The organism is Mycobacterium sp. NGS40 (genome assembly GCF_059812735.1).
Window position 1 is genome coordinate 99,627 of the sequence record NZ_JCALDG010000018.1, and the last position, 26,919, is coordinate 126,545.

Below are 26,919 nucleotides of genomic sequence, written 5' to 3' on the forward strand. Positions count from 1 at the left end.
ACACCGAATGACGACGACGTGACACAACCTGGTAACAGCTTGGTCGCGACGGGTTTGGAAATCGGCGCGCCTGTCGCGGCGGGTCTGGCGATGGGTCTAGCGTCGGACGCTGTGACCCGCGCATACGACGATGCGGAGCAGGAGCGACACGGGGGCACCACCCGCTTGCGGGGGAGAGGAGTAGCGCCAGTGACCTCAGTCGAACCAGGCCCGTTCCGTGAGGCGGTGGCGGCCATGAACGCCGTCAACGCCCGGCCGGAGATCGAGCTGGGCCCGATCCGGCCGCCGCAGCGCCTGGCGCCCTTCAGCTACGCGCTGGGGGCCGAGGTGAAGCACCCCGACCTCGAGATCGTCCCCGAACGGTCGGAGGGCGATGCATTCGGCCGGCTGATCCTGCTCTACGACCCGGACGGCGCCGACGCCTGGGACGGCACCACCCGCCTGGTCGCCTACATTCAGGCGGACCTGGACTCCAGTGAGGCCGTCGATCCCCTGCTGCCCGAGGTCGCGTGGAGTTGGCTGGTCGACGCGCTGGAATCCCGGACGGACCAGGTCACCGCCCTGGGCGGCACCGTCACCGCCACCACGTCGGTGCGCTACGGCGACATCTCCGGCCCGCCGCGGGCCCACCAGCTCGAGCTGCGGGCCTCCTGGACCGCGACCACCCCCGCCGTCGGCGCGCATGTCGAGGCGTTTTGCGAGGTGCTGGAGCACGCCGCGGGCCTGCCGCCGGCCGGGGTCACCGACTTGAGCTCGCGGTCACGCGCCTGACATGTCTGAGCCGGGGGACCCTGAGCCCGACGGCACCGTGCCCGACAGCAGCGCGCCCGGACCCGCCCCGCTTCTGCACCCGGCCGAGGGCATACCCGACCTGTCGGTGACACGCAGCCAGATCTCGGACGCCGCAAGCTTCCTGGACAGCGGCCACGGGCCGTTCGCGGTGGACGCCGAGCGGGCGTCGGGCTTCCGCTACTCCAACCGCGCCTACCTGATCCAGATCCGGCGGGCCGGCGCCGGAACCGTGCTGATCGACCCGGTCAGCCACGGCGACGATCCGCTGACGGCGCTGCGGCCCGTCGCGGAGGTGCTCAGCACCGACGAATGGATCCTGCACGCGGCCGACCAGGATCTGCCGTGTCTGGCCGAGGTCGGCATGCACCCGCCGGCGCTGTACGACACCGAGCTCGCCGGTCGCCTGGCCGGATTCGAGCGGGTGAACCTGGCGGCGATGACCGAGCGGCTGCTGGGCCGGGGTCTGGTCAAGGGTCACGGCGCGGCCGACTGGTCCAAGCGGCCGCTGCCCACGGAGTGGCTCAACTACGCGGCCCTCGACGTCGAACTGCTCGTCGAACTGCGCGCCGCGATCGCTGCGGAGCTGGCTAACCAGGGCAAAACCGATTGGGCCGCGCAGGAATTCGACTACCTGCGCAGCGCGGGCAGCAGGGAGGCCACGCCGCGGCGCGACCGCTGGCGACGCACGTCGGGCATCCACCGGGTGCGCGATCGCCGCGGTTTGGCGGCGGTGCGTGAGCTGTGGACCACCCGCGACAACATCGCCGCGCGCCGCGACATCGCACCGCGGCGCATCCTGCCGGACTCGGCCATCATCGAGGCCGCGCTCGCCAATCCGAAGACGGTCGAAGACCTGGTCGCGTTGCCGGTGTTCGGCGGGCGCAACCAGCGGCGCAGCGCGGCGACGTGGTTGGGCGCGCTGGAGGCGGCGCGCAGGAGTCAGGACCCGCCCGAAGACACCGAGCCGCCGAACGGTCCCCCGCCGCCGGCGCGGTGGAGCAGGCGCAAACCGGAGGCGGCCGCCCGGCTGGAGGCCGCCCGGGCCGGGTTGTCGAAACTGTCTGAGCGGGTGGGGGTTCCGACCGAGAACCTGGTTTCGCCCGACCTGGTGCGGCGATTGTGCTGGGACTGGGCCGAAGCACCGGACCCGGTCGAGGCGGTCGAAGGATTCTTGTGCGCCGGCCACGCGCGGGCCTGGCAACGCGAGCTCGTCGATCCGGTGCTGGCGAGCGCGCTGCAGCCGCCACCCAAAACCGAAGACGGCTCGGCACAGTAGGCGAATGGCCCGCCTGTCGTCAGACGCCAACTCCGGTAGCGGCTCGTCGATTTCTACGTCGCTGCGTTATGCGCGGTGCAATAAGTGGCGCGAACCTTAAACCAAACTGAGTAAACCTGAAAAATAACTGTAGAAATTCCTGATCGTCGGAAAATTGGTGCATCCGGCACGTTCCGAGTGCCGTTAAGCTTGCGATAAGAAGCGAGTTGCCACCCAGAGAAGGGCACATTGAAATGGCCGTAGCAGCATCAGAAATTGGCGGCCTCGTGGGTAGTCTCGCCGGCATAGGCAGGAATATTGCCGCGAAGGATTGGATTGCGACGGGCATAGGCGCCGGCGCATTCGGCATGGAAACGACCAAAATTATCGTCAAGAGCATCGCCGAGCGAAGAATTAAGGCTGAAATAGAACGCGGCCTTCAGGAGCGAACCAATCCCTGGGCGGCGGAGGTGCCGATCATCGAATGGGGAATCGTCGCCATTACGGTCTTCGAATACTGCCTCGGCCTTGGTGACGCAACCAAGGGAGTTGAATTCGACAACGCCCGTTCAAAACTCGACTCGCCCAAGCGAGACTTGCAGTTGGCCATCCCCGACAGCAGGTGGGAGTCCACCGCGTCGGAAGAGTATGCCAAGCAGAACCAAGCCCAACTGGATCGCGTTTCCCTGACCCAAACCCAGGATCAGGCGATGATGGATGCACTTGCCGCTGAAGTCGCTCAGCTCACTGAAATACGCCGTGCGGTCGCTGGAATCAAGGACGGACTTACCGGGTGCATATTCGTTGCCTTAATGATCAAAGCGTATGGCAGCGAAGCCTCGTCGTTGGTGTTTCAGAAAGTGGTCACCCTGGCCGCGATCGCAGCAACGGTCAGTGCCATCGGTTACATGGAATTTTACTCGGGCACCGAGACCAAGCCGAAGCTAAAAGAAGTGGTCGAAGAATACGAGAAGATCATCGCCGAGATGAACAGTTACCTGTCCGCTTCTCACATTGCGCCGACCGCCCGCACGGCGCTCGCGAAAGGCTCGAAAGTCGCCGATTTCTCCAGCCGGACCGGTGCGACGGTCGTGCCCGACCCGTTCACGTCGGCGGGCGACGCCGCGGCGAGCAAATCGACGATCCTTCCCAACCGACGGCAGCAGACCCAGATGCCGGCCCCACCGGTGAGCGCCATGCCCAGCCTGAGCCCGCTGAGCCAGCAACCCACCCAAGCCGAAGACCTGCCGGGGCAGCAAACCCCGCCCCTGCCGAGCGCCGTCACCCCGCCGCCGGTCACTGCCGCGCAGCGGAGCAAGGCGGCCCCGGCCGCCGGCGATCAGAGCGCACCCGCGAGCGGCGCCCCCGAGGAAGCCACCGTGAGTGAGGACATCGAAGTCGCGGGTGCGGCCGCGGGAGCCGAGGCGACCGAACGTCCGCCCGTCGAACTCACGGCACCTGGAACCGAGCAGGCGCACGGTCCGTTGACGGCGAACTAGACATCGAGGAGAACCCGATGACAAATCTGAGCGTCACATCAAAATATCTCGTCGACGTACTCGCGGCGGCGCATCAGCGAACCACCGAGGATTTCAAGAAATCGGCGACGGCGGTCGAGGGAGTCGGTGTCAACGCGTGGGTCAGCCATGGTGTGGCCTGCGGACCCGGCAACGATGCGGTGGTCGAGGTCGAGGCTCGCCGCGCCGAGGCAATTCGTCTGATGATCAAGGTTGCCGACGACCTCGCCACGAAACTGCGTGCGGCCGCCAAAGCGTACGAGGGCACCGACCACAAGGCCGCTCAAGATCTCGACACACAGCTGCGCCCCGGCTGAGCTGGCACCGCGAAAAGGCAGCCATTCCACCGACATTCGCAACTTTCGAGAGTAGGAAGCCATGCCCCAGGATCCGAGCAAAGACGGCGACGACGACCTCTTTGCCGTGATGGACTTCTCCGCCACCGGTGAACCCGCCGGCAACAGCACCGATGCGTCGGCCGCCCTTGACTTCTCCGCCACCGCAGACGACGGGGAAAGCCCGGCCGGCGAAGCCGTCGACATCTCACCCGTATATGCACCGGCCGCGCCCGAGGAGACCGCGACAGTGCTGGATGCCATCGATGCGGTGACACACGCTCCCGAGGAAACCGAAGATGTCGTTGCGCTATTCACCGTGACCAATCCTCCTGGGACGGTGTCGGTTTCGGCACTCGGGGACGGTGCGATCGATCGGGTGGACCTGTCCGCAGACGTGACGCGCCTTACTGAATCGCAGCTGGCCGAGGAGATCCTCGTCATGGCGCACCTGGCTGCCCAAAAGGGGCAAGCCGCCCAGCATGAGTTCCTGTTCGAGACCATGTGCGAGCTGGGCGCGGGCGATCCCGATGCGCTCAGCGACCTGCTGGAGAAGGGAATGGAATTGGCATCGCCGCAGCGCGCCGCGCAGACACAGGCCCGAATGTTCGCGACCCGCTACAACAATGGCTGATCGCCCACCACGGCGACGACGCCGACTGGGCTTTCACCGTTAAGCGCCGCTAAGCACCGTTAAGCGCCGTCAGGCGCCGTTAGGTCAAGCCCAATGTGTCCGTCATCGACCCGGCAATGCCGGCCAGAGACTCGACCAGCCGTTGCTGCTGGGCTTCGTTGGCCACCTTCACGACGGCCGCCGCGTTGCGCAAGGCCTCGTTGACGCGCCGCTCGACCGTTTCGGCACCCAGGCGCAGCAGGCCATCTTCGATACGGAGGTCAGTGACGTTGCGGCGCCCGTTCACCGTTACTTCGACGGTCTTAGTCTCGTCGGTGGCCGTGAACGTCTCGGTGTGCGTGCGGTACAGCTCGTCCTCGAGGGCCGACTGCAATTGTTGTCCGTACTCCAGCGCCTGGGCCAGCTGTGGGTGGCGATCTGTGCTCATTGACCAGGTCCTTCTCGTCGGGGCGGCCGTCGCGTGGGCCAGCACCGATTGTGTCCTTGGTCCACAATTTCCATTGTATTGCTTTGACCAGGGCCCTCATCGCACCAGTTCTAGTCCAGGTGCTCGCGAATCTCCGCTTCCGATTCGCTACTGACCAGGGCGGCAACCCAACCGGTGATCCGGCGGGCCACATCCTGGTCGGTCAGTCCGAGGTCGGCGAGCACCTCACCGCGTGAGGCGTGCTCGTAGAACCTCTGATCCAGGCCGACGTCGCGGCACGGCACGTCGATGTCGGCTCGGCGCAGCGCGGCCGAAACCGCCGACCCCACACCACCATTGACGCCGTTGTCCTCGCACGTGACGAGCAGCTTGTGCTGGACCGCCAATTCGAGTACACCGTCGGAGACCGGCAGCACCCACCGCGGGTCGATCACGGTCACACCGATCCCCTGGTTGTGCAGCCGCTTTGCCACCTCGAGCGCCATCGGGGCGAACGCGCCGACCGCCACCAACAGCACATCGTGGTTGAGCCCGTCGGCGGGCACCGCCAGCACATCCACTCCCGACCGTTGTTCCAGCGCCGGAATGTCTTCGCCCACATCACCTTTGGGGAACCGCAGCGCCGTGGGTCCGTCGTCGACCTGCAGCGCCTCGCCGAGTTCTTCGCGCAGCCGGGTGCCGTCGCGCGGGGCGGCCACCCGCATGCCGGGCACGATGTTCAGCATCGACAGGTCCCACATGCCGTTGTGGCTGGCGCCGTCGGAACCGGTGACGCCGGCACGGTCGAGCACGATGGTGACGGGCAGTTTGTGCAGCGCCACGTCCATCATGATCTGGTCGAACGCCCGGTTGAGGAACGTCGAGTAGATGGCCACCACCGGGTGCATCCCACCCATCGCCAACCCGGCGGCCGACGTCAGCGCGTGCTGTTCGGCGATGCCGACGTCGAACAGCCGGTCCGGGAATCGTTGCCCGAACGCCGAGAGCCCGGTGGGGCCCGGCATCGCCGCCGTGATCGCCACGATGTCGCGGCGCTTTCGGGCATATTCGATCAGCGCGTCGGAGAAGGTCGCGGTCCAGCCCGGGCCCGGGATCTTGGTGGCCTGGCCGGTAGCCGGGTCGATCGGCGCGGTGGAGTGCATCTGTTCGGCCTCGTCGGCCTCGGCCGGGGCGTATCCCATGCCCTTGCGGGTGGCGACGTGGACGATCACCGGGGCGCCGAATCCGCGGGCCCGGCGCAGCGCGGCCTCCACGGCGCGTTCGTCGTGACCGTCGACCGGGCCGACATACTTCAGCCCGAGGTCGGTGAACAGCAGCTGCGGCGCCAACGAGTCCTTGACGCCCGCCTTGACGCTGTGCATGAAGTGGTAGCAGATCTCGCCGATCAGCGGCACCGCGCGCACCACGTCACGACCCTTTTCCAGCACCTGCTCGTAGGCCGGCTGCAACCGCAGCATGGCCAGGTGGTCGGCGACACCGCCGATCGTGGGTGCGTAGCTGCGGCCGTTGTCGTTGACGACGATGACCACGGGACGGCCTGAGGCCGCGATGTTGTTCAGCGCCTCCCAGCACATGCCGCCGGTCAGCGCGCCATCCCCGACGACGGCGACCACATGCCGATTGCGGTGTCCGGTCAGCTCGAACGCCTTGGCCAGGCCGTCGGCGTAGGACAGGGCGGCACTGGCGTGGCTGGACTCCACCCAGTCGTGCTCGCTCTCGGCGCGCGACGGATACCCCGACAGGCCGCCCTTTTTGCGCAGCGTCTCGAAGTCCTGCGCGCGTCCGGTCAGCATCTTGTGCACGTAGGCCTGGTGACCGGTGTCGAAGATGATCGGATCGTGCGGCGAGTCGAACACCCGGTGCAGCGCCAGCGTCAGCTCGACGACGCCGAGGTTCGGCCCGAGGTGTCCCCCGGTGGCAGCCACCTTGTGGATCAGGAACTCGCGGATCTCCTGGGCCAGATCACGGAGCTGCTGTTGGGAAAGGTGCTGCAGATCGGCCGGGCCGCGGATCTGTTCCAACATCACGTCAGTCTACGCAGCCGACGCCGAATGTAGCTCGCTACGAGGTGCCGAACAGTTCGGCCAGGCTGTCGTGCAGTTCGGGATCGGCCAGGACGACGACCTCGTCACCGGCCTCCAGTTCGGTGTCGCCCCGCACCGGCACCAGGCCGGTGGCGCGCACCACCATGCTCACCCAGATGTCCCCGGCACGGTCGCCGAGACCCTCGATCGTGCAGCCCTGGGCGGCTGACCCCGGGGCAACCCGCAGGCGATGGATCCCCTCGGGTTCGTCCTGCAGCCGGATACCGATCTCCCACGGCTGCGTCTCGACGGTACGCATGGGCAGCCGCAGCAGCTGGGCGACACCGGGCACCGAGCTGCCCTGCACCAGCACCGAGAAGATCACGACGACGACCACGATCCCGTACAGACGTTCCGCATCGGCGACGTGCGCGGCCCGCAGGAACTCGCCCAGCAGGATCGGCACTGCACCCTTGAGGCCGGCGAAGAGGATGAAGAGGCGTTCGTTTCGCTGCAGTCGGACCGGAAGCAGACAGGAGCCCACCGCCAACGGCCGAATCACCACCGTCAGGGCCACGCCGAGGACGAGCCCGGGAATCCATACGTCGGGGTGGGCAAGGACGTTGAGATCGACGGTCAACCCCAGAACGGCGAACGCGACGATTTCGGCCAGACCCGCCAACGCGGCGTGGAATCGCTTGATATCCGGCTTGTAGGGCGCGCGCGCGTCGCCGATCACGATGCCCGCGACGAACACCGCCAGAAATCCCGAGCCGTGCGCCAGCGTCGCGATGCCGTACAGCATCAGGCTGGATGCCAGCGTCCGCAGCGAGTAGAGGCTTTCGCTCGGCAGTGCCACGCGGCGCATGAACACGAGCAGAGCGCGGCCGCCGATGACCCCGACGGCCAGGCCGATCGCCATCTGCAGCGCGAATTCGGTTCCCACCCTGGCGAATCCGGCCGCCGTCAGGCCGCCGGCGGCGATCAGGCTGGTCATCAACGCGATTCCGACCGGGTCGTTGGCGCCGGACTCGCCTTCCAGGATGGTGCTGCTGCGACCGGCGATCTCACGTTTGCCCAGCACCGAGAAGACCACGGCCGGGTCGGTGGGAGCCACGGCGGTGGCCACGAGCACCGCAGGGAACCAATCGATTCCGCTCAGGTAATGCAGGATCACCGCGGCGCCGGCGGCGGTGAGCGCGGTGCCGATGACGCCGACCGACAGGACCGGGGCGGCGGCCGCGCGGAAGCGCGCAGGCCCGATGTGCATGCCGCCGTCGAACAACACCAGCACCAGCGCGATGGTGATCACCCGCTCGACGGTCGGCTCCGAAGGTGACTGCACCGCCGGCACGGTATGCGCGGCGACCGCGGCTCCGACCAGAACCAGCAGGGGCACCGGGATTTTGACGCGCTCGGTCAGGCGATTCGCCAACACCGCGCTCAGACCGACGGCACTGGCGAACAAGACCAGCAATGCGTACCGGAGCGTCTCGTTCACGTCGCCGACCGGTGGGTGCGCATGAGCCGGACGGTCGCGGGGCGTTGTTCGGCGGCAGCCACACGAGCCTCTCGATCGATCGACAACGAAATCGCCGACCAGACTTCCCGGCACACCCGCGACGGAGTCTAGCCCGCCGTGCGACAAATCACCTGCCGGTGGCGCGATCGACGCGCGTGACCGGAAGCATAGTCAAAGTTGGTTCGAGCCTGCGATGGTGGCGCCGAGGCTGCCCAGAGGGCGCACCCTGCACCCCAGATCACGCCCTGACCGCAGACTCGGCGAGCGTACGTTAGCGGGTGAGCAGCGCGATGCATTCGGTGTGATGAGTCAGCGGGAACGCGTCGAACACCGTGATCTGCCCGACGGCGTAACCATGCCGGAGGTACAGGCCGATGTCGCGAGCGAAAGACGCTGCCTCGCAACCGATGTGCACTACCCGCGGAACGCCGGCGGCGGCGAGGAGGTCGATGACGTCACGCCCGGCACCCGACCGCGGCGGGTCCAGCACCGCGATGTCGGCGCCGGCTTTCTGCGCCGACACCGCGCGACGCACCGAATCGGTGACGATGTCCACCTGAGGAAGATCAGCCAGGGCGGCCCGCGCGGCCCGCGTCGACGCACGCGAGGTGTCGACACAGAGCACCCGCCCCGACTCCCCCACCGCGTCGCCCAGGGCAGCGGCGAAAACGCCGACGCCGCCGTAGAGGTCCCACACGCGCATGCCGGCCCCGGGTTGCGCCCAGTCGGTGATCAGAGCGCTGTACACCCGCGCCGCATCCCGATGCGCCTGCCAGAACGCGGTCACCGGCACCTCCCAGCTGCGCCGCCCGACGCGTTGGGTTGCCTCGTAGTTGCCCTGCACCACGTTGGTCGCCGTTCGCCCGCCCTGACGCAGGGTGCGCACCACATGGCGACGTCCGTCGTCATCGACGGCGACGTGCAGCTGTGCGCTCGCAGACAGGTCGGCCGGAGAACACGCCTGGGCCAGTCCGTCCAGCATGCCCGGCGGCAATTGCGCACACCGCAGGTCGGTCACCAGCTCGTCGCTGTGGTAGCGGTGAAACCCGGGGCGGGCGTCGGCGCCGACCTCGAGACGCACCCGGGTGCGCCAGCCGGTGGGGCCGCGATCCGAAAGTGGTTGTGCCTCACCGCTCCAGTGATGCCCGCCCAGCCGTTCCAGCTGATTGGCCACGACCTGACCCTTGAGCGTCCGGACCGCTTCCGGGGCGGCAAATGCCAGATCGCAACACCCGGCTCCCTCGACACCCGCGATCGGGCACAACGAATCGGTCCGGTCCGCCGACGCGTCGAGCACTTCGACAACCTCTGCGTGCCAATAGGATCCCCGGTCCGCGGTGACCCGCACCCGCACCCGCTCGCCGGGCAGGGCGTAGCGGACGAACACCACCCGGCCCTCGTGGTGTGCCACGCAGCTACCGCCGTTGGCGGCAGCACCGGCCACCAGCGTCAGCTCCCCGGGCGACAGCGAGGAGTCGGCACTCACGATGTTGTCCTCGTCGAGCCGGTTAGTCGAAGATCCCGCGGCGGGCGTCACCGGGAGCGGCGTGCGGCTGCAGGGTCTTGAGTCGCTCCGACGAATTCAATTGCCAGGGAACCGAAGTCACCATCACGTTGGGCATGAACAGCAGCCGGCCCTTGAGTCGCAGCGCGCTTTGGTTGTGCAGCACCTGCTCCCACCAGTGGCCGACGACGTATTCCGGAATGAACACCGTCACCACGGTGCGCGGCGAGTCCTTGCTGACTCGCTTGACGTAGTCGAGCACCGGACGGGTGATGTCGCGGTAGGGAGAGGCGATGACCTTCAGCGGCACGCTGATCTCGCTGTGTTCCCAATCATGCACCAGCTCACGGGTTTCCACGTCGTCCACGCTGACCGTGACGGCCTCGAGCACATCGGGACGGGTCGCGCGCGCGTAGGCCAGCGCGCGCAGGGTCGGTAGATGCAGCTTCGAGACCAGTACCAGGGCGTGGTTGCGGCTGGGCAGCACCACGTCGTGCTGGGCGGCCGCCTGCTCCTCCAATTCCCGGGAGACGGTGGCGTAGTGCCTGCGGATCATCTTCATGATGACGAACAGCGCGCCCATCGCGACGATCGCGATCCAGGCTCCGGCAAAGAATTTGGTGACCAGCACCACCAGCAGAACCGCGCCGGTGGACAGCAGACCGACCGTGTTGATCACCCGCGAGCGCTTCATCTTGGCCCGCATCTTCGGGTCGGTCTCGGTGCGCAACAGGCGAGTCCAGTGCCGGACCATGCCGATTTGGCTCAGCGTGAACGATATGAACACGCCGACGATGTAGAGCTGGATCAGCGCGGTGACCTCACCGCGGAACGCGATGACGAATGCCAGCGCCGCCGCCGACAGAAACAGGATCCCGTTCGAGAAGGCCAGGCGGTCACCGCGGGTGTGCAACTGGCGCGGCAGATAGCTGTGCTGTGCGAGCACCGAGCCGAGCACCGGGAAGCCGTTGAACGCGGTGTTGGCCGCCAGCACCAAGATCAGGGCCGTCACGGTGGCGATGAGCAGAAACCCGATTCGGAAGCTGCCGAACACCGTCTCGGCCAGCTGGGTGACCAGTGTCTTCTGCATGTAGCCGGCCGGCGCACCCGTCAGCTGAGTGGCCGGGTCGTCGACCAGCTGCACATGGATCTGCTGGGCCAGCACGATGATGCCCATCAGCAGCGTCACCGCGATCACGCCGAGCATCAGCAGCGTCGTTGCGGCGTTGCGGGACTTGGGTTTCTGGAACGCCGGGACGCCGTTGCTGATCGCCTCGACACCGGTCAGCGCCGCGCAGCCGGACGAGAACGAGCGGGCCAGCAGGAAGGCGAACGCGAAGCCGACGATCTGGCCGTGCTCGGCATGCATCTGAAAAGCCGCGGATTCGGCTCGCAGCGGATTGCCCAGCACGAAAATCCGGATCAGCCCCCAGCCGATCATCACGACGACCCCGACGATGAACGCATACGTCGGGATCGCGAAAGCCACCCCGGACTCGCGGATCCCGCGCAGATTCAGCGCCATCACGAACAGGATGGCGGCCACACAGAACCACACCTTGTTCTGCGCCACGAGCGGGACCGCCGAACCGATGTTCGCCATCGCGGATGATGTCGAAACAGCAACGGTGAGAACATAATCCACCATCAGCGCACTGGCCACCACGAGGCCCGCGGTCTCGCCCAGGTTGGTGGTGACCACTTCGTAGTCACCGCCACCGGAGGGGTAGGCGTGCACGTTCTGCCGGTAGCTGGCCACCACCACCAACATGACCGCGGCCACCGCAAGCCCGATCCACGGCGTCAGCGCGTAGGCGGCCGCTCCGGCCACCGAGAGCATCAAGAAGACTTCCTCGGGCGCGTACGCCACCGACGACAGTGCGTCGGAGGCGAACACCGGCAAGGCGATGCGTTTGGGCAGCAGGGTGTGGCTCAGCCGGTCGCTGCGTTGCGGTCGCCCGATGAGCAACCGGCGCGCTGCGGTTGAAAGTTTGGACACGAGAGCCAAGAGTAAGCGCAACAGGCCATGCCGGTAGCGTTCCGTGGGCGAGAATATTCCCGACGGAAATCGGCTGGCCACAAGTTTGCCGATGGAACACGACCCAGCCGAGAGGACCTGACGTGCGGGTGATTGTAATGGGCTGTGGCCGGGTGGGCTCTTCGCTGGCCGACGGACTGTCCCGAATTGGCCACGACGTCGCCGTGATCGACCGCGACAGCACGGCATTCAACCGGCTGAGCCCGGAATTCGCCGGCGAGCGGGTGCTGGGCCAGGGCTTCGACCGGGACGTGCTGCTGAAGGCCGGCATCGAGGAGACCGACGCGTTCGCCGCGGTGTCCTCCGGAGACAACTCCAACATCATTTCGGCCCGGTTGGCCCGCGAGACGTTCGGCGTTAACCGGGTGGTGGCCCGGATCTACGACGCCAAGCGCGCCGAGGTCTACGAACGCCTCGGCATTCCCACGATCGCCACCGTGCCGTGGACCACCGACCGGCTGCTCGGCCTGCTGACCCGCGACACCGAGACCGCCAAGTGGCGCGACCCCACCGGTACGGTCGCGGTCGCCGAGGTCGTCCTGCACGAGGACTGGGCGGGCCGCCGCGCCACCGATCTCGAGCAGGCCACCGGTGCGCGCGTGGCGTTTCTGATCCGGTTCGGCACCGGCATCCTGCCCGAGCCCAAGACGGTCATCCAGGCCGGCGATCAGGTCTACATCGCCGCGATCTCCGGCCGCGCGGCCGAGGCGGTAGCCATCGCCGCCCTGCCTCCCGCCGACGACATCGATTCGGGGACGGGACATTGAACCCGAGCCGCCGGACCGCGACTTAAGGAGCGCCGCACATGAAGGTAGCTATCGCCGGGGCGGGAGCGGTCGGCCGCTCGGTCGCCCGCGAACTGCTCGAGAACAACCACGACATCACCCTGATCGAACGCAACCCCGACCACGTCGACGTCGACGCGATCCCGGCCGCGCACTGGCGACTCGGCGACGCCTGCGAACTGAGCCTGCTGGAATCGGTCCACCTCGAGGATTTCGACGTGGTGGTCGCCGCGACCGGGGACGACAAAGCCAACGTCGTGCTGTCCCTGCTGGCCAAGACCGAGTTCGCGGTGCCCCGGGTGGTGGCCAGGGTCAACGATCCGCGCAACGAGTGGCTGTTCACCGACGCCTGGGGTGTCGACGTGGCGGTGTCCACTCCGCGCATGCTGGCGTCGCTGATCGAAGAAGCCGTCGCCGTGGGCGATTTGGTGCGCCTGATGGAATTCCGGCGGGGTCAGGCCAACCTGGTCGAGATCACGCTGCCCGACGACACGCCCTGGGGCGGCAAGCCGGTTCGCCGGCTCGAGCTGCCCCGCGATGCCGCCCTGGTGACCATCCTGCGCGGGCCGCGCGTGATCGTCCCGGAAGCCGACGAGCCGCTGGAAGGCGGCGACGAGTTGCTCTTCGTCGCGGTCACCGAGGTCGAAGAGGATCTGCGCAAGCTGGTGCTGCCGGCGGTGGCGCCGCCCGCCACCTAGTCGACGACGGTCTCGGGTTCGATCTGCGGATCGACCGCATCGCCGGCGCCGCCCATCGCGCGCTGCGCCGCCCTGATCGCCCCATAGGTGACCAGCGCGGCGGCCGCGGTCAGCGGCCAGCCCATCCCGATGCGCGCGGCTGCCAGCCAGCCGGTCTGGTCGGCGTCGTAGAGCAGTCGCTGCACCACGAACCGCGCGGCGAAGACCAGCGTCCAGCACAGCGTGGCGATGTCGAACGCGTAGACGGCCCGCGACACGTCGCGCCACGCGCGGTCCCGCCCGGTAGCCCAGCTCCAGGCGTAGCCGACCAGCGGCCGGCGGATCACGACGGACACCGCGAAGACCACGGCCCACACCAGCGAGACCCAGATGCCGAGCAGGAAGTACCCCTTGGAAGCCCCGACGATGTAGGCGATCAGCGCGCAGACCGCGACCCCGAAGAATCCGGAGAACGCCGGCTGCGTGGATTCGCGCCGAATCAGCCGCCACACCAGGACGAGTGCGGCCAGCCCCATCGCGGCCCCGATCGCGGGCACCAGGCCGAGCAGGCTGGACGCCGCCACGAAGGTGACGACGGGCAGCGACGAGTAGATGAGACCGCTCACCCCGCCCAGCTGGCTCAGCAGGCGTTCTGGGTTGATGCGGTTAGACGTGTTGCCGGGCAGAGTCAACGCTGAATTTCGTAATGCGGGTTGTAGATGGCCTTGGTTCCGTTCTCCAGCTTGCCCATCCGGCCGCTCACCCGCAAAGTGCGTCCAGAGTCGATGCCGGGGATCCGGCGCTGGCCCAACCAGACCAGGGTCACAGTGTCGCTGCCGTCGAACAGTTCGGCCTTCACACCGCCGGCGCAGCCCTTGCCGTTACATTCCACGCTGCGCAGCGTGCCCACCATGGTGACCTCTTGGCCACGCTCGCAATCGATCGCGCGCTGTGCGCCAGTGCTCGCGACTTCGTCGGACAATTCCTCGGAATCGCGTTGCTCCGGGTCCTCCGTCAACCGACGGGTGAGGCGGCGCAAATAACCCTGGGCCCCCATGGCCACTCCTGACAATTGGAGAAAAAGCTGCGGTGCTTTCATCTATGCCAACGGACACCGTAGACCTGTTGGTTCCCCTGCGCCAACCGAATCAAACTGTGATTTTGGAACGTTCGCCGCGCCGGGCAGTATCGGGGCGTGGGTGTCGATCTGCGCGGTGTGACGGCGGTGCTATTGCCCGGAACCGGATCCGACGACGTCTACGTCAATCGGGCTTTTTCCGGACCGCTGCGCAATGCCGGCGCGCGGCTCGTTTGCCCGCCGCCGCGGCCGGAAAGTTTGGTCGACGGCTACCTGTCCGCCTTGGACGAGGCCGCGCGCGAGGGCCCGATCGCCGTCGGCGGAATCTCGATCGGTGCTGCCGTAGCGGCCGCCTGGGCACTGGCACACCCAGGCCAAACGGTCGCCGTGCTGGCCGCGCTGCCCGCCTGGTCGGGACCACCGGGGTCGGCGCCGGCCGCGCTCGCCGCGCGGTATTCGGCGTTCCAGCTACGCACCGAGGGTCTGGTCGCGGCCACCGCACAGATGCGAGCGTCGAGCCCGGCCTGGCTGGCCGATGAACTGACCCGGTCCTGGCTTGCCCAGTGGCCACTGCTGCCCGACGCCATGGACGAAGCGGCCGCCTACGTCGCGCCCAGCTGTGACGAACTCAACACGCTCGCGGCGCCGCTCGGCGTGGCGGCCGCGGTCGACGATCCGATTCATCCGCTGCAGGCCGGTGCCGACTGGGCCGCCGCCGCGCCCCACGCCGCGTTGCGGACGGTGACCCTCGATCAGATCGGCGCGGACAGCGCCGCGCTCGGGGCGGCCTGCTTGGCGGCGCTGGCCGACGCGTAAGGGTCGGGCCGAGTGGATTCGCACGCGAGGCAAGGATGGCCGTTTCGGGCCGGTTAGCCGCCGGTGGTGGTGCGCAGCTGCTGCATGGCCGAGCCGTCCGCGCTGCGGCGCGCGGACGGATCGTTGGGCGGCGCTTGCGCACCGGTTTGTTCGGCGGCCTGCTGCGCCGCCTCGGCCTGCTGCAGGGCGGCCTGACGCAGTTGCTCGGCCATCGGTTCGGGAAGGTTGACGGCCAGCGGCGTGCGCACCGGCAGCGGGGTGTCGCCGCGGCGAACCACGGTGTCCGCCAACGCCGAACGTGCCTCCTGCTCGAGTGCCTCGATGGTTTCGTGCGGGCCGTTGATGACGCAGCGGATCATCCAGCGGTAGCCGTCGACGCCGATGAAGCGCACCACCCCCGACGCGGTACCGACCACCTCGCGGCCCCACGGGCCGTCCTTGATGCTGACTTGGGCCGAGTCCTTGCGCAGCGAGTCGGCGAGCTCGCCGGCCACCTCGCGCCACAAGCCGCCGGTCTTGGGCGCGGCGTAAGCGGCGATCGTGAACCGGCCGTTGGGCGTGACGACCCACACCGCGCTCGGGACGCCGGTCTCGGTCAGCTCGACCTGCAGCTGGCCGGCTTCGGGCATCGGGATGAGCACCGAGCCCAGATCGAGCCGGGCCAGCTCCGCGACCGACGGGTCGTCGAAGTCGTCGATGTCGAACGGACCATCCAGCTCGTCCTCGAACTCGTCGTCGACCGGGTCGGCGGCGGTGGCCTCGGCCCCCGACTCGTCGCTGTCGTCCTTACCTGATCTACCAAGTGCAGCCATCGGCGCCGCTCCTCCTCATCGCTTCGTCCCCCGCGAGCGGGAGGTACCCCCGCTGCATCGTCGCCAGCGCATCACAAACTCGCATGTCCGCCGGAGGAACCGTGACCACCATCGCCACGGGATGTTTCGGCCAGCCCGGCCTCGTCGAACGACGCGACCTCGACCAGCTCGACTAACTCGACCCGCTGCACCAGCAACTGGGCGATGCGGTCGCCGCGGTGCACCACGATCGGCTCGGCCGGGTCGAGATTGATCAGCGAGATCTTGACCTCTCCGCGATAGCCGGCATCGATCGTTCCCGGACTGTTGACGATCGAAAGTCCAACCCGCGCAGCCAATCCCGAGCGGGGGTGCACCAGGCCGACCATCCCGAACGGGATAGCGATCGCCACGCCGGTACGGACCAGGGCGCGTTGCCCCGGGCCCAGCGTGACGTCTTCTGCGCTGAACAGATCAACCCCCGCGTCGCCGTCGTGGGCACGACTGGGCAGCGGGAGTTCGGGGTCGAGGCGGACAACTTTCATTTCAACGCCAGACTGGTCGACACGGGGCCACAGACTACCCTTGACCGCGTGTCGAGTACGCGCGTCGCGCCGCACAGCGTGCGATATCGCGAAAGGCTGTGGGTCCCGTGGTGGTGGTGGCCACCGGCCTTCGCGCTGGCGACGCTGATCGCCGTCGAGGTCAATCTGGGTGTCAAAGCGCTCCCTGACTGGTTGCCGTTCGTGGTGTTGTACATCGTGGCCATCGGCGCGCTGCTGTGGCTGGGCCGCGTCGAAATCCGGGTCACCGCCGGCCCAGACGGTGTGGCGCAGCTATGGGCCGGGGAAGCCCACCTCCCGGTCACCGTGATCGCCCGATCCGCGGAGATAGCGCCGACGGCGAAGTCGGCGGCCCTGGGACGTCAGCTCGACCCCGCGGCGTATGTCGTGCATCGCGCATGGGTCGGACCGATGATTTTGCTCGTCCTCGACGATCCAGACGACCCGACGCCGTACTGGATGGTGAGCTGCCGTCACCCGGAACGGGTGCTGTCGGCACTGACACGCTAGGTGCAGCGATCAGGCTGCGCAGTCGGTGCAGATCATCACGCCGTTCTTCTCGCTGGCAAGTCGACTGCGGTGCTGCACCAGAAAGCAGCTCGAGCAGGTGAACTCGTCGGCTTGTTTCGGAATGACCCGAACCGACAGCTCCTCGCCAGACAAGTCAGCGCCAGGCAGTTCGAAATTCTCGGCGGTCTCGGATTCGTCCACGTCGACAACAGCCGACGCGGCCTCGTTCCGCCGTGCCTTGAGCTCCTCCAGCGAGTCCTCCGAAACGTCGTCGGTTTCGGTACGCCGTGGAGCGTCATAGTCGGTAGGCATCGTCCAATCCCCTCACATGCCTGCGTTACCTCAAGCAACGCTTTGTACCAGCGTCGAACGCATCCACCAAACGATTCGTGCCCGCAACGCGGTCGGATGGGTTGTGATTTACCTCACACCCCCGAATTAACCCTCATATTCGCCGTTAAACAGTGGATTTGGTGTGCGGCTAGAGTGCAGCTGTGGTCGCACAAATCACCGAGGGTACAGCCTTCGACAAGCACGGTAGGCCCTTTCGGCGACGCAATCCCCGACCCGCGATTGTCGTGCTGGTTTTCCTGGTGTTGGTGACCGGGGTCGCGTGGACGGTGGCGCTGACGCGACCGGCCAAGGTTCGCGAAGCCGAGGTGTGCAACCCGCCCCCGGCGCCGGCCAACGGATCGGCGCCGGCCCAACTCGGCGAGCAAATGTCGCGCAGTGCGATGGCCGACGTGCCGCCCGCCAAACTCGCCGACACCAAGGTTCGCGTGCTCAACGCCAGCGGCCGCGGCGGCCAGGCCGCCGATGTCGCCGGCGCGATGAAAGATCTGGGGTTCGCGCAGCCGACCGCGGCCAACGACCCGATCTACGCCGGCGCCCGGCTGAACTGCCAGAGCCAGATCCGGTTCGGCACGGCCGGCGGGTCCACGGCCGCCGCGGTGTGGCTGGTCGCCCCCTGCAGCGAGCTGTTGAACGACAACCGCGCCGACGATTCCGTCGACCTCGCGATCGGCACGGAATTCACCGCGCTGGCGCACAACGACGACATCGACTCGGTACTGGCCAGCCTGCGTCCCGGTGCGACCGGATCGTCAGATCCCTCGCTGTTGTCCAAGATTCACGCCAGCAGCTGCTGACTCAATCGGCGATCGGCGCTAACCCGTCGAACCTGTCGAGCGCCGCCAGCAGCGCGTCGGCGATTCCCGGGGCGGCCGCCACCACCAGCCCCGCCGCCGATCCAGGCGGCGCGTGCGGCGGCACCAACACCCGCGCCCCGGCCTCGGCCGCGATCAGCCCACCCGCGGCGCGATCCCACACCTGCAGTCCGTGCTCGTAGTAGGCGTCCAGCCGTCCCGCCGCGACCATGCACAGATCCAGGGCGGCGGATCCGACGCGGCGCACATCGCGCACCAACGGCAGCATCTTGGCCAACAGCGCGGCCTGAGTGGTGCGGCGCCCGATCGAATACCCAAACCCCGTGCCCAACAAGGCCATCGACAGATCGTCGACGTCGGCGCACCGCAGCGGATGCGTCCCCTGCGCGTCAATGACGTACGCACCAAGGCCTTGTGCCGCGGAATAGACCCGGCCGGCCACGACGTCGGCGACCGCGCCGGCCACCGACACGCCGTTGATCTGCGCGCCGACCGACACCGCGTAGGCCGGGATGCCGTAGACGAAATTCACCGTGCCGTCGATCGGGTCGAGCACCCAGGTGACCGCATCGTCGGACGCCGCTTCCTGTTCGGTCGGCCCGCCGCCCTCTTCCCCGAGAATCGGGTCGCCAGGCCGTAATTTGGCCAACAGGTCGCGCAGCAGTCGTTCGGTCTCGGTGTCGACCACCGTGACCGGATCGGTCGGTGTGCTCTTGGACCGCACCGCGCCGCTGTCGGTCCCGCCGGCGTGGGCGCCGAACACCTCGGCGCGGCGAGACCTGACGAACTCGGCGGCTTCGGCGGCCAGCGTTTCGGCTACTGCGCGCAGCTGCGCGGGCTCGGATCGCGTCACGGGTCCATCGCAACACAGTCGGCCACCGCGCCGCAGACCGACGGCACCCCGATCGGATTGCCCGACCGCAACCGCGGCGTGGCCAGCTAAGGTGTGAACGATCCCAAATCTCGCCAAGGAGATTCGATGACCAGCACCGACTCGGCCACGGATGTACCGGGCACCGAGGCAGCCTCCGGCACGCCGCAGCGCCGTGGATTCGGCATCGACGTCGGCGGCAGCGGAATCAAAGGCGGAATCGTCGACCTGGGCACGGGACTGCTGATCGGCGACCGGGTCAAACTGCTGACACCGCAACCCGCCACCCCGGCGGCCGTCGCCAAGACCATCGCCAAGGTCGTCAACGAATTCGGCTGGACGGGTCCGCTCGGGGTGACCTACCCGGGCGTCGTCACCAATGGCATCGTCCAGACCGCCGCGAACGTGGACCGCGCCTGGATCGGGACCAACGCGCGCGACGTGATCAGCTCCAAGCTGGACGGCCAGGACGTCACGGTGCTCAACGATGCCGACGCCGCCGGGCTCGCCGAGGAGCGCTACGGGGCCGGCAAGGGCAAGTCCGGACTGGTCGTGTTGCTCACCTTTGGAACGGGGATCGGATCGGCCCTGATCCACAACGGAAAGCTGATTCCCAACACCGAATTCGGCCATCTCGAAGTGGGCGGCAAAGAGGCCGAGAAACGCGCGGCGTCGTCGGTAAAAGACAAGAACAAGTGGAGCTACCCGCGCTGGACCAAAGAGGTGACCAGGGTGCTGATCGCGATCGAGAACGCGATCTGGCCCGACCTGATCATCGCCGGCGGTGGGATCAGCCGAAAGGCCGACGAGTGGGTGCCGCTGCTCAAAAACCGGACCCCGGTGGTGGCCGCGGCATTGCTCAATACCGCCGGAATTGTGGGCGCCGCGATGGCCTCCACCGCGGACGTAACGCACTGAATTTTCCCCGCTAGGGCGGTACGAGCGCGCACTGTCGTTACAATGGTCCACGGCGACCGCCCGACAGAAAGCGTGCGAGCAGTCACGCTCATACCAACGCCGACATTCGACATAGCAGACACTTTCGGTTGACCATGCCCAAACCCACCGAAAGTGAGTCCAACCGAAGGGGTGTACGTGGCAGCGACCAAGACCAGCGCGGAAACCGATGAGCCGGTGAAGCGCACCGCCACGAAGACTCCCGCCAAGCGGCCCGCGGCAAAGGCCGCCAACGGCTCCGCACCGGCAAAACGCGCGACAAAGACCGCACCTCGGGCCACCAAACCCGCCGAAGACACTGAGGCGACCATCGAGAAGAAACCCCGCACCCCCGTCAAGCCCGCCACGGGCAAGGCGCCCGCCGGACGCGGCACCAAGGCCGCGGCCAAAGACGCCGGCGACGACGAGAACGTGGAGAGCGTCGACGAGACCGCCGAGGAGCTCGACGGCGAGCCCGACCTCGAAGGCGAGGACCTCGACCTCGAGGGTGACCTCAGCCTCGACGACCTCGAGGATGACGTCGCCGGCGACGAGGCCGAGGCGGACGACGACACCGCCGACGGCGAGGGGGACGAAGCCGAAGAGGTTGTCACAGTCGTGAAGCCGGCGGCGGCCAAGAAGCCGGCCGACGAGGACGAGGAGATCGCCGAGCCGTCCGAAAAGGACAAGGCGTCCGGTGATTTCGTCTGGGACGAAGACGAATCCGAGGCGTTGCGGCAGGCCCGCAAGGACGCCGAGCTCACCGCCTCCGCGGACTCGGTTCGCGCCTACCTCAAGCAAATCGGCAAGGTGGCACTGCTCAACGCCGAGGAAGAGGTCGAGCTCGCCAAGCGGATCGAAGCCGGTCTGTACGCCACGCAGCTGATGGCCGAGCTGGTCGAGCGCGGCGACAAGCTGCCCGCCGCCCAGCGCCGCGACATGATGTGGATCTGCCGCGACGGCGATCGTGCGAAAAACCATCTGCTGGAAGCCAACCTGCGACTGGTGGTCTCGCTGGCCAAGCGCTACACGGGCCGCGGCATGGCCTTCCTCGACCTGATCCAGGAAGGAAACCTGGGCCTGATCCGCGCGGTCGAGAAGTTCGACTACACCAAGGGTTACAAGTTCTCCACGTACGCCACGTGGTGGATTCGCCAGGCGATCACCCGGGCGATGGCCGACCAGGCCCGCACCATCCGCATCCCGGTGCACATGGTCGAGGTGATCAACAAGCTGGGCCGCATTCAGCGCGAGCTGCTGCAGGATCTGGGCCGCGAGCCCACGCCTGAGGAGCTGGCCAAGGAAATGGACATCACGCCGGAGAAGGTGCTGGAGATCCAGCAGTACGCGCGTGAACCCATCTCGCTGGACCAGACGATCGGCGACGAGGGCGACAGCCAGCTCGGCGACTTCATCGAGGACAGCGAAGCGGTCGTGGCCGTCGACGCGGTGTCGTTCACGTTGCTGCAGGACCAGTTGCAGTCGGTGCTCGAGACGCTCTCGGAGCGCGAAGCCGGCGTAGTACGACTGCGCTTCGGGCTCACCGACGGCCAGCCTCGCACCCTGGACGAGATCGGTCAGGTCTACGGCGTGACCCGCGAGCGCATCCGCCAGATCGAATCCAAGACCATGTCGAAGTTGCGCCACCCCAGCCGTTCCCAGGTCCTGCGCGACTACCTCGACTAGCCCCCAGCTGTTCAGCCGGCGTTCAACCGTCGACCCGCCCGGTCGGGTCCGCTCGTTTACGGTGTGGGCGTGGCGGCGGGCACGGACTTCAAAAATGTTCCGGCAGTGCACAACCGGCGTCCGCTCTTACTGCTCGCCATAGCCGCGTTCCTGGCTGTCCTGACCATCACCGCGGTGTCCTACGAGAAGGCCGGCCACGCGACGGGGGTCAACGGCGACAGGAACCTGAGCGACGGCATCCGCATACATGCCGACATCCAAAAGATCAGCCCCACCGACAATCAGTTGGTGGTCGGCCTGCAATTCGAGCCGAGAGGACGCTTCGCGCAGGACGGCGTGTTCTTGGCCAGTAATGTGCGGGTCGTCGCGGTCGGGGGCGCGGGCCTGGTTGACGAATCGTTCGCCGCAGGCGGGCTGATGACGGCGCAAACACTGCCCGTCGCGCTGGAAACCGGCGACGTCAGCCAGTACCCGTTCGACCGCTATACCTCGCTATTCAGCGTTCGCATCCTGACCAGCGATGGCACCCCGGTCCCGACCGTGCTGCTCGCCGGCGGGTCGGTGCACGGCTACAGCATCAGCATCGGCAACCCGCCGCGGGAACCGAACGAGGGCAACGACCTGACGATCAGCGTGACGCGCGCGCCTTCGACATGGATTTTCGCGGTATTCATCATCTTGCTGATGTGGACGTTGACGATCCTGGCAATGCTGCTCGTAGCCAACCAGATTCGCAGCGATCGACCGATCGACGGCACACTTATCTCATTCCTGGGCGTTCTGCTGTTTTCGTTTTCGGCAGTGCGCAACTCGATGCCCAACGCACCGGCCGTTGGCGCACTCACCGATTACCTGTCCTTCTTCTGGTGTGAATTGGTACTCGGACTCTGCGTGGTCGCGATGCTCGTTGTCCGCATCCGCCGCGACTGAATCGCTTGTGCTGCAGCTATTTTCGCGATCGGACCAGCACGAGCTCGCGCGCGGGCTTACGGTGACCTCATGACAGCCACCCGCAAGCTCGTCTCGTCCGGATCCGAATTCGAAGCGACGGTGGGTTATTCGCGTGCGGTACGAGTAGGTCCCTGCGTGACGGTCGCCGGCACCACCGGCGCCGGACCCGCAAACGACATCGGCGCCCAAGCCCAAGACGCCTTGCGCCGCATCGAGATTGCACTGCACGAAGCCGGCGCGTCGCTGACCGATGTGGTCCGCACCCGGATCTATGTCACCGACATTTCCCGGTGGCGCGAGGTTGCCGCGGTGCATGCGCGGGTGTTCTCCGAGATTCGGCCGGTGGCGACCATGGTCGAAGTCTCCGCGCTGATCGCACCCGGGCTGCTGGTGGAGATCGAGGCCGACGCCTACCTGGAACCTTCAGACGGGTCCTGAGGTCCCGCGATCGGCGGGAATATGCCGTCGTCCCCGGGCGAGTAAGCGGTGACGCTTGTCACTGCGGCAATGGGCAGCGGTCCGTACAGGTGCGGGAACAGCATCGCCTCCGGATCCGTTGGCACACCTGGCTCCCACCGCACGGGCGCATCCAGCAAAGCGGGGTCGATGTGCAGCAGCACCAAATCCTGGCGTCCGCGAAAGAGCCGATTGGCGGGCAGGTGGACCTGCGCGGGCGCCGACAGGTGGATGAATTCGGCGCCGGCGGCGGTGTCGGGGCGGATTTCCCCCCGGCTCCGCGCGTCGGACCACTCATCGGCTCCGCACAGGTGTACAAGCAGGTCAGGACCGAACGTCACAGTCGTTAACCCTAGAAGAACCCACGAAACCAAACGTTTACAGCCCGTGAGAAACGACACACCCGATAACGATCGGGGAACAACGCAAAAACGCCGAACGTCTGAGACAGTGAAGGAACGAGAAGGAGAAGCCAATGAACGCAACTCTGACGACAACCGCCGAGCTGACTAGAGCTGACCGCTGCGACCGCTGCGGTGCCGCAGCTCGCGTACGCGCCAAGCTGCCGTCGGGAGCCGAGCTTCTCTTCTGCCAGCACCACGCCAACGAGCACGAGGCGAAGCTTGTCGAGCTCGCCGCCGTGCTGGAGGTTAGCGGTAGCTAGGTCCAGCGAACTCGCCCATTCACAATGTGAGGTGTGGGCGACCTGATCGGTAATGCTGGACCGATATGAGCGATCAGACCGTAAGACCGTCGCGCCATCACATTTGGCGAATCACGTTGAGGACCCTCGGAAAAAGCTGGGACGATTCCATCTTTGCCGAGTCCGCGCAAGCGGGCTTCTGGTCGGCGCTCTCGACGCCTCCGCTACTGCTGGGAATGCTGGGCAGCTTGGCCTACGTGGCTCCGCTGTTCGGGCCGGACGCGCTGCCCAGCATCGAGAAGAGCGCCATCTCGGCGGCACACAATCTGTTCTCGTCCAGCGTCGTCAACGAGATCATCGAGCCCACCGTTCGGGACATCACCGCGCACGCTCGCGGTGAGGTGGTCTCGCTCGGCTTCTTGCTGTCATTGTGGGCGGGGTCGTCGGCGATCTCGGCGTTCGTCGATTCCGTCGTCGAGGCGCACGACCAGACACCGCTGCGCCACCCGGTGCGCCAGCGGCTGTTCGCGCTGTTCCTCTACGTGGTCGGGCTGGTGTGCGCCGTGCTGGCCGCGCCGGTCCTCGTGGTCGGCCCGCGCACGGTGTCCGAACACATCCCGGACGCCCTGGCCAACGTGCTGCGCTACGGCTACTACCCCGCGCTGATCCTCGGGCTGATCCTGGGTGTCGTCGTCTTGTACCGGGTCTCACTGCCGGAACCCCTGCCGACGCACCGCCTGCTCTACGGCGCCGTCCTGGCCACCGCCGTGTTCGTGATCGCGACGCTGGGCCTGCGGATCTACCTGGGCTGGATCACCAGCACCGGCTACACCTACGGCGCGCTGTCCACGCCGATCGCGTTCCTGTTGTTCGCCTTCTTCGGCGGCTTCGCGATCATGCTCGGCGCCGAGCTCAATGCCGCGATCCAGGAGGAATTCCCCGCGCCGCGCACGCACGCCCACCGGCTGCGCAACTGGTTGTTGTCGCGTTCGCCCGCTTTGAAGCGGACGGCGGAGGCGCTGTCGAATCCGGTGACGACCAATCCGGCGACCCAGGACCGCGCCGGCGAGCCGTCCAAACGTCCGACCTGATCAGCCCTTCTTGAGCTGCTCGTAGATTTTCTTGCAATCCGGGCAGACCGGTGAACCCGGCTTGGCCGCCCGCGTGACGGGGAAAACCTCACCGCACAACGCGACCACGTGGTTACCCATGACCGCACTCTCGGCGATCTTGTCCTTCTTGACGTAGTGGAAGTACTTGGGGGTGTCGCTGCCGGTCCCGTCGTCGACGCGTTCGTCGGTGTCGGTGCGCTCGATCGTCTGGGTCTGCATACCTCACATTGTGCCTGCCGATGCGCCCTGACCGGAATCGGCGGGATGTGGGACAGTGGAGGAATGAAGCGCGGCCCGGATTTGGGGTTCGATGACGACGGTCGGCCGGTGCTGATTACCGCCGCCGAGCCTTCGTATGAACAACAGCATCGCGCCCGGGTGCGTAAGTATCTGACGCTGATGGCTTTCCGGATTCCCGCGCTGCTGCTGGCCGCTTTCGCCTATGGCGCGTGGCACAACGGACTGATCTCGCTGGCGATCGTGGCCGCGTCCATCCCGCTGCCCTGGATGGCGGTGCTGATCGCCAACGATCGGCCGCCGCGCGCCAAGGACGAGCCTCGGCGGTTCGACGATGCCGCGCGGCGCACTCCGTTGTTCCCGACGGCCGAGCGGCCCGCGCTCGAGGCGCGGCGGCCCGCGCCGCCGCAACCCGGTTCCCCGGGGGCGGAATACAACCCGGGCCGCGGGTACAACCCCGGGCACGGATACGGCGCCGGTTCCGGGTAACCGGGTTCTGAGCACTCTTCTCAGGACATTCTCAGGTCGGCGGCACATTTGTGCACGTCAAAGCGTGTGAGATGACGGCGGCGCGGGAACTCTCAGGGCTGATCTGTCGTTTAACACCATGACAGCTACAAGCCAATCGGGAGGCCGCCATGGCGAATGCCATCACAGGCAGGATCGACACCAGCGATCTTGATGCTCAGAGCCCTGCAGCGGACCTCGTGCGCGTATATCTGAACGGCATCGGGAAGACGGCGTTGTTGACCGCCGCGGACGAAGTCGAACTGGCGAAGCGCATCGAGGCCGGACTGTATGCCGAGCATCTGCTCGCGACGCGGAAGCGCCTCGGCGAGAACCGCAAACGCGATCTTGCCGTCGTCGTACGTGATGGCCAGGCGGCGCGTCGTCACCTGCTGGAAGCGAACCTGCGCCTGGTGGTCTCACTGGCCAAGCGCTACACCGGCCGGGGGATGCCGTTGCTCGACCTAATCCAGGAGGGCAACCTCGGACTCATCCGCGCGATGGAAAAGTTCGACTACACAAAGGGATTCAAGTTCTCGACGTATGCCACGTGGTGGATCCGCCAGGCCATTACCCGCGGGATGGCCGACCAGAGCCGCACCATCCGGCTGCCCGTTCACCTCGTCGAACAGGTCAACAAGCTGGCCCGGATCAAGCGGGAGATGCACCAGAACCTCGGACGCGAGGCGACCGACGAGGAACTGGCCACCGAGTCCGGAATCCCGGTCGAGAAGATCAACGATCTGCTCGAGCACAGCCGCGACCCGGTAAGCCTGGACATGCCCGTCGGTTCCGAAGAAGAAGCGCCGCTGGGCGATTTCATCGAGGACGCCGAGGCGATGTCCGCGGAGAACGCGGTGATCGCCGAGCTGCTGCACACCGACATCCGCAGTGTGCTGGCGACTCTCGACGAGCGCGAGCACCAGGTGATCCGGCTGCGTTTCGGTCTCGACGACGGCCAGCCGCGGACGCTGGACCAGATCGGCAAGCTGTTCGGTCTGTCCCGTGAGCGGGTCCGCCAGATCGAGCGCGACGTGATGGCCAAGCTGCGCAACGGAGAGCGCGCCGATCGGCTGCGCTCATACG

Annotated in this window: 31 protein-coding genes; 18 read left to right on the plus strand and 13 right to left on the minus strand. The window is 67.0% G+C overall.

The annotated features are described in order from the left end of the window. Positions 1-111 precede the first annotated feature (111 nt). From AC5Y5O_RS24215 to AC5Y5O_RS24235, 5 genes are all read left to right on the plus strand, one after another. Entirely contained in the window at positions 112-771 is a 660-nt protein-coding gene (locus AC5Y5O_RS24215; RefSeq protein ID WP_165796341.1) for a DUF3000 domain-containing protein, read from the plus strand. A gap of 1 nt (position 772) precedes the next feature. Further along, positions 773-2,068, plus strand: coding sequence for an HRDC domain-containing protein (locus AC5Y5O_RS24220; protein ID WP_096286430.1), 1,296 nt, complete (start codon positions 773-775; stop codon positions 2,066-2,068). A gap of 233 nt (positions 2,069-2,301) precedes the next feature. Further along, on the plus strand, positions 2,302-3,546 hold the full coding sequence (locus tag AC5Y5O_RS24225; protein WP_500027769.1) for an EspA/EspE family type VII secretion system effector: 1,245 nt from the start codon (positions 2,302-2,304) through the stop codon (positions 3,544-3,546). 17 nt (positions 3,547-3,563) lie between these two features. Beyond that, positions 3,564-3,881, plus strand: coding sequence for an ESX-1 secretion-associated protein (locus AC5Y5O_RS24230; protein ID WP_500027771.1), 318 nt, complete (start codon positions 3,564-3,566; stop codon positions 3,879-3,881). 61 nt (positions 3,882-3,942) lie between these two features. Beyond that, the gene (locus AC5Y5O_RS24235) at positions 3,943-4,533 is read left to right on the plus strand and encodes a DUF2694 domain-containing protein (RefSeq protein WP_500027774.1); all 591 of its coding nucleotides are present in this window, start codon (positions 3,943-3,945) and stop codon (positions 4,531-4,533) included. Between the two features lie 79 nt (positions 4,534-4,612). Here the strand turns inward: AC5Y5O_RS24235 and AC5Y5O_RS24240 are convergent, their stop codons facing one another. The 5 genes from AC5Y5O_RS24240 to AC5Y5O_RS24260 all read right to left on the minus strand — a co-directional run bounded on the left by AC5Y5O_RS24240 (position 4,613) and on the right by AC5Y5O_RS24260 (position 12,009). Next, entirely contained in the window at positions 4,613-4,960 is a 348-nt protein-coding gene (locus tag AC5Y5O_RS24240; protein ID WP_096286422.1) for a YbaB/EbfC family nucleoid-associated protein, read from the minus strand. Positions 4,961-5,070: 110 nt separating this feature from the next. Further along, positions 5,071-6,984, minus strand: coding sequence for a 1-deoxy-D-xylulose-5-phosphate synthase (gene dxs, locus AC5Y5O_RS24245; protein WP_096286420.1), 1,914 nt, complete (start codon positions 6,982-6,984; stop codon positions 5,071-5,073). Between the two features lie 37 nt (positions 6,985-7,021). Further along, complete coding sequence (locus AC5Y5O_RS24250; protein ID WP_096286418.1) at positions 7,022-8,485, minus strand: cation:proton antiporter domain-containing protein; 1,464 nt, start codon at positions 8,483-8,485, stop codon at positions 7,022-7,024. Between the two features lie 292 nt (positions 8,486-8,777). After that, positions 8,778-9,974 (minus strand): class I SAM-dependent RNA methyltransferase, encoded by a 1,197-nt coding sequence (locus tag AC5Y5O_RS24255; RefSeq protein ID WP_096291016.1) that lies wholly within the window; start codon positions 9,972-9,974, stop codon positions 8,778-8,780. Positions 9,975-10,014: 40 nt separating this feature from the next. Continuing rightward, the gene (locus AC5Y5O_RS24260; RefSeq protein WP_096291015.1) at positions 10,015-12,009 is read right to left on the minus strand and encodes an APC family permease; all 1,995 of its coding nucleotides are present in this window, start codon (positions 12,007-12,009) and stop codon (positions 10,015-10,017) included. A 122-nt stretch (positions 12,010-12,131) separates the two neighbouring features. Here AC5Y5O_RS24260 and AC5Y5O_RS24265 point away from each other — a divergent pair, with 122 nt between their 5' ends. Both AC5Y5O_RS24265 and AC5Y5O_RS24270 read left to right on the plus strand, forming a co-directional pair. Next, positions 12,132-12,815, plus strand: a complete 684-nt coding sequence (locus AC5Y5O_RS24265; RefSeq protein WP_500027779.1) for a potassium channel family protein — start codon at positions 12,132-12,134, stop codon at positions 12,813-12,815. Between the two features lie 38 nt (positions 12,816-12,853). Further along, a complete protein-coding gene (locus tag AC5Y5O_RS24270; RefSeq protein ID WP_096286414.1) occupies positions 12,854-13,531 on the plus strand; it encodes a potassium channel family protein in 678 nt (225 codons plus the stop codon). Here AC5Y5O_RS24270 and AC5Y5O_RS24275 read toward each other — a convergent pair. Both AC5Y5O_RS24275 and AC5Y5O_RS24280 read right to left on the minus strand, forming a co-directional pair. Continuing rightward, complete coding sequence (locus AC5Y5O_RS24275; protein WP_243393842.1) at positions 13,528-14,202, minus strand: DUF3159 domain-containing protein; 675 nt, start codon at positions 14,200-14,202, stop codon at positions 13,528-13,530. The genes AC5Y5O_RS24270 and AC5Y5O_RS24275 overlap by 4 nt on opposite strands. Continuing rightward, positions 14,199-14,567 (minus strand): OB-fold nucleic acid binding domain-containing protein, encoded by a 369-nt coding sequence (locus tag AC5Y5O_RS24280; RefSeq protein WP_036468284.1) that lies wholly within the window; start codon positions 14,565-14,567, stop codon positions 14,199-14,201. Before AC5Y5O_RS24280 ends, AC5Y5O_RS24275 begins: the two co-directional genes overlap by 4 nt. A gap of 138 nt (positions 14,568-14,705) precedes the next feature. Between AC5Y5O_RS24280 and AC5Y5O_RS24285 the strand changes: the two genes are divergently transcribed. After that, positions 14,706-15,404 (plus strand): hypothetical protein, encoded by a 699-nt coding sequence (locus AC5Y5O_RS24285; protein WP_096286412.1) that lies wholly within the window; start codon positions 14,706-14,708, stop codon positions 15,402-15,404. Between the two features lie 53 nt (positions 15,405-15,457). Here the strand turns inward: AC5Y5O_RS24285 and AC5Y5O_RS24290 are convergent, their stop codons facing one another. Both AC5Y5O_RS24290 and dut read right to left on the minus strand, forming a co-directional pair. Beyond that, entirely contained in the window at positions 15,458-16,216 is a 759-nt protein-coding gene (locus AC5Y5O_RS24290) for a DUF3710 domain-containing protein (RefSeq protein WP_096286410.1), read from the minus strand. A gap of 71 nt (positions 16,217-16,287) precedes the next feature. Next, complete coding sequence (gene dut / locus AC5Y5O_RS24295; protein ID WP_500027783.1) at positions 16,288-16,740, minus strand: dUTP diphosphatase; 453 nt, start codon at positions 16,738-16,740, stop codon at positions 16,288-16,290. Positions 16,741-16,788: 48 nt separating this feature from the next. Here dut and AC5Y5O_RS24300 point away from each other — a divergent pair, with 48 nt between their 5' ends. Next, a complete protein-coding gene (locus AC5Y5O_RS24300; protein ID WP_096286406.1) occupies positions 16,789-17,268 on the plus strand; it encodes a DUF3093 domain-containing protein in 480 nt (159 codons plus the stop codon). Between the two features lie 9 nt (positions 17,269-17,277). Here AC5Y5O_RS24300 and AC5Y5O_RS24305 read toward each other — a convergent pair whose 3' ends face one another. After that, the gene (locus AC5Y5O_RS24305) at positions 17,278-17,580 is read right to left on the minus strand and encodes a DUF4193 domain-containing protein (protein WP_007774871.1); all 303 of its coding nucleotides are present in this window, start codon (positions 17,578-17,580) and stop codon (positions 17,278-17,280) included. 182 nt (positions 17,581-17,762) lie between these two features. Between AC5Y5O_RS24305 and cei the strand changes: the two genes are divergently transcribed. Then, the gene (cei, locus tag AC5Y5O_RS24310) at positions 17,763-18,416 is read left to right on the plus strand and encodes an envelope integrity protein Cei (RefSeq protein WP_096286404.1); all 654 of its coding nucleotides are present in this window, start codon (positions 17,763-17,765) and stop codon (positions 18,414-18,416) included. 1 nt (position 18,417) lies between these two features. Here the strand turns inward: cei and AC5Y5O_RS24315 are convergent, their stop codons facing one another. Then, positions 18,418-19,287: an inositol monophosphatase family protein gene (locus tag AC5Y5O_RS24315; RefSeq protein WP_500027786.1), complete on the minus strand. Its 870-nt coding sequence runs from the start codon at positions 19,285-19,287 to the stop codon at positions 18,418-18,420. A gap of 126 nt (positions 19,288-19,413) precedes the next feature. Here AC5Y5O_RS24315 and ppgK point away from each other — a divergent pair, with 126 nt between their 5' ends. The 4 genes from ppgK to AC5Y5O_RS24335 all read left to right on the plus strand — a co-directional run bounded on the left by ppgK (position 19,414) and on the right by AC5Y5O_RS24335 (position 23,316). Beyond that, complete coding sequence (gene ppgK, locus AC5Y5O_RS24320) at positions 19,414-20,223, plus strand: polyphosphate--glucose phosphotransferase (RefSeq protein WP_096286400.1); 810 nt, start codon at positions 19,414-19,416, stop codon at positions 20,221-20,223. A 177-nt stretch (positions 20,224-20,400) separates the two neighbouring features. Further along, positions 20,401-21,927, plus strand: a complete 1,527-nt coding sequence (locus AC5Y5O_RS24325; RefSeq protein WP_500027788.1) for an RNA polymerase sigma factor — start codon at positions 20,401-20,403, stop codon at positions 21,925-21,927. Positions 21,928-21,996: 69 nt separating this feature from the next. Then, positions 21,997-22,857, plus strand: a complete 861-nt coding sequence (locus AC5Y5O_RS24330) for a DUF4436 family protein (protein ID WP_165796340.1) — start codon at positions 21,997-21,999, stop codon at positions 22,855-22,857. 69 nt (positions 22,858-22,926) lie between these two features. Then, positions 22,927-23,316 (plus strand): RidA family protein, encoded by a 390-nt coding sequence (locus AC5Y5O_RS24335; RefSeq protein ID WP_096286396.1) that lies wholly within the window; start codon positions 22,927-22,929, stop codon positions 23,314-23,316. On the opposite strand, the gene AC5Y5O_RS24340 is transcribed toward AC5Y5O_RS24335, so the two are convergent. Next, positions 23,289-23,675 (minus strand): DUF952 domain-containing protein, encoded by a 387-nt coding sequence (locus tag AC5Y5O_RS24340; protein ID WP_096286394.1) that lies wholly within the window; start codon positions 23,673-23,675, stop codon positions 23,289-23,291. The genes AC5Y5O_RS24335 and AC5Y5O_RS24340 overlap by 28 nt on opposite strands. 134 nt (positions 23,676-23,809) lie before the next feature. Here AC5Y5O_RS24340 and AC5Y5O_RS24345 point away from each other — a divergent pair, with 134 nt between their 5' ends. Both AC5Y5O_RS24345 and AC5Y5O_RS24350 read left to right on the plus strand, forming a co-directional pair. Then, a complete protein-coding gene (locus AC5Y5O_RS24345) occupies positions 23,810-23,998 on the plus strand; it encodes a DUF7455 domain-containing protein (protein WP_090608725.1) in 189 nt (62 codons plus the stop codon). A 65-nt stretch (positions 23,999-24,063) separates the two neighbouring features. Further along, complete coding sequence (locus tag AC5Y5O_RS24350; RefSeq protein ID WP_096286392.1) at positions 24,064-25,068, plus strand: YihY/virulence factor BrkB family protein; 1,005 nt, start codon at positions 24,064-24,066, stop codon at positions 25,066-25,068. On the opposite strand, the gene AC5Y5O_RS24355 is transcribed toward AC5Y5O_RS24350, so the two are convergent. Beyond that, positions 25,069-25,308: a DUF3039 domain-containing protein gene (locus AC5Y5O_RS24355; protein ID WP_096286390.1), complete on the minus strand. Its 240-nt coding sequence runs from the start codon at positions 25,306-25,308 to the stop codon at positions 25,069-25,071. 45 nt (positions 25,309-25,353) lie between these two features. Here AC5Y5O_RS24355 and AC5Y5O_RS24360 point away from each other — a divergent pair, with 45 nt between their 5' ends. Together AC5Y5O_RS24360 and AC5Y5O_RS24365 are read left to right on the plus strand one after the other, a co-directional pair. Further along, positions 25,354-25,815 (plus strand): DUF3099 domain-containing protein, encoded by a 462-nt coding sequence (locus AC5Y5O_RS24360; protein ID WP_500027792.1) that lies wholly within the window; start codon positions 25,354-25,356, stop codon positions 25,813-25,815. A 149-nt stretch (positions 25,816-25,964) separates the two neighbouring features. After that, the coding region (locus AC5Y5O_RS24365) for a sigma-70 family RNA polymerase sigma factor (RefSeq protein WP_500027794.1) at positions 25,965-26,919 on the plus strand (955 nt) is incomplete at its 3' end.